The organism is Streptomyces sp. NRRL S-495 (assembly GCF_000966955.1).
GTDB classification, from domain to species: Bacteria; Actinomycetota; Actinomycetes; order Streptomycetales; family Streptomycetaceae; genus Kitasatospora; species Kitasatospora purpeofusca.
This window is the reverse complement of sequence record NZ_JZWY01001095.1, coordinates 1-1,791: the sequence shown is the minus strand read 5'-3', so window position 1 is coordinate 1,791 and position 1,791 is coordinate 1. Positions and strand designations below refer to the sequence as shown.

The 1,791-nt window shown below is 72.1% G+C and carries 2 protein-coding genes; both read left to right on the top strand.

Features of this window, described 5'->3' with window-relative positions; translation table 11 throughout:
- The first annotated feature begins 257 nt into the window (after window positions 1-257).
- A complete protein-coding gene (locus VR45_RS39350; protein ID WP_078897469.1) occupies window positions 258-989 on the top strand; it encodes a heparin lyase I family protein in 732 nt (243 codons plus the stop codon).
- Between the two features lie 94 nt (window positions 990-1,083).
- A complete protein-coding gene (locus tag VR45_RS39345) occupies window positions 1,084-1,719 on the top strand; it encodes a TMEM175 family protein (RefSeq protein ID WP_199926094.1) in 636 nt (211 codons plus the stop codon).
- Window positions 1,720-1,791 lie beyond the last annotated feature (72 nt).

The window sequence follows — 1,791 nt, the reverse complement described above, 5'->3', positions numbered from 1 at the left end:
GCCGCGGGACGCCACCGGACCGCCGTCGGCCCCCGGTGTCCCGCCGCCGTTCCCGTGCCGTTCCCGCGGCCGCCCTCCCCCGGTCGCCCGCCCCGGCCGTCCATCGGAGCGGGCCGACCGGCGGCTTTGCCCGAAAGGGCCACGACCGGTCGGCCCGGCTGGTCCCACGGGTCGTCAGGTGGTCGAATCTCTTCGCACGTCCGGGCCGACCGCCCGGGCGGCGTCCGATTCCGATGACTTGTCCGCCCAGGAGAGACATGCCTTCTTCGGCCCACCACCACCGGACCACCGCCGGCATCGTGGCGCTCAGCGCGTTCGCGATCACCTGCGGCACCGCCGTCGCCGGCAGCTCCGCCACCGCGGCGGGCACCGTCCTGTGGACCCCGAGCACCAGCGAGGGCCCTTCCTCCTTCGCCGGTGTGCAGTGCACGGACGGGAAGTTCGGCGTTGTGAAGGACCCGGCCAAGGGCGACGTGTGGCGGGCCTTCCAGGCCGCGGGCGCGGAGCGCTGCGAGACGCTCGGCCCGGACCTCAAGGAGGGCAAGACCTTCTACCTCGGCTGGTCCTCCAAGCTGAACATCAAGGACTCCAACAGCCGCTACGTCTTCCAGCTCAAGTGCTCGCCGAGCACCAACACGGCGAACCACCCGATCGAGATCGACGCGACGACCGGGCGCATCCGCCTCCAGGAGTGGGACACCGACCACGTGGCCCACACCCTGTGGACCGCACCGACCAGCAACAACCAGTGGCACTCCTACGCCCTGAAGATCCGGCTCGGCCGCACCAACGGCACCATCGACTTCTGGTTCGACGGTGTGAAGCAGACCTTCACCAACGGCTCCGGCACCTTCAAGGGCACCACCTGGGACGGTGACCGCAACTACCTCAAGTGGGGCTCCTACCACCCGTCCACGGGCAACGCGACGAACACCTTCACCAGCCCGATCATGGCGACCACCCTCCAGGCGGCCACCGCCGGCTCCTGACCGGGGACGCGGCGCGCGGCCGGGAGCGGGACACGGCCCGGCACACTGCCGGGCCTGCGCCGCTCCCGGCCCTCCGCTCCCTAGGGTCGGCAGGATGACGACCTCGACCGCCCCGGAGCCCCTGCTCGGCAGGCCGGAACGGCTGATCGCGCTGGCCGACGGTGTCTACGCCATCGCGATCACGCTGCTCGCCATCGACATCAAGCTCCCGGAAGGGCTCGATTCCGCCGAGTTCCACCGCCAGCTGCACGACCTCCTCCCCCAGGTCGGCGCGTACGCCCTGAGCTTCCTCGTCCTCGCGGCCTTCTGGCGTGACCACCACCGCCTGTTCCTCGGCGTCCGGCAGGTGGACGGCCTGGTGATCCGGCTGACGCTGTTCGGCCTCGGGGTCGCGGCGCTGCTCCCCTTCCCCACCTCCCTCATCGCCGAGTACGGCCGCGAGCCCTCGGCCGTGGCCATCTACTCGGCGGCCGTCGCCGTCCTCGGCAGCATCCAGTTCACGCTGCTGCTCGTGGTGTGGAAGCGCCCCTGGCTCCGGGCGGTGCCGCTGCCCGACCGGGAGGCCCATGCCTATCTGGCGGACCTCGGGGCGACGGTGGTCGTCTTCGCCGCCACGGCGCCGCTGAGCTTCCTCCTCGGGTCCCGGGTCGTGTGGGGCTGGCTGCTCCTGCTGCCGGTGAAGTTCGTCATCGGGCGCTGGAGCACGCGGGTCAGCCGGTCGGACGTCTGACCGCGCCCACGCCGGGGGCCGTTCGCGTACGGCGGGTGACGGCGCGGGGCACGGCGGGTGAGGGCTGTGGCC

Excerpts from the sequence above, each read along its gene's own strand:
- VR45_RS39345 (WP_199926094.1), top strand. The coding sequence starts at position 1,084 with ATGACGACCTCGACCGCCCCGGAGCCCCTGCTCGGCAGGCCGGAACGG.
- VR45_RS39350 (WP_078897469.1), top strand. The coding sequence starts at position 258 with ATGCCTTCTTCGGCCCACCACCACCGGACCACCGCCGGCATCGTGGCG.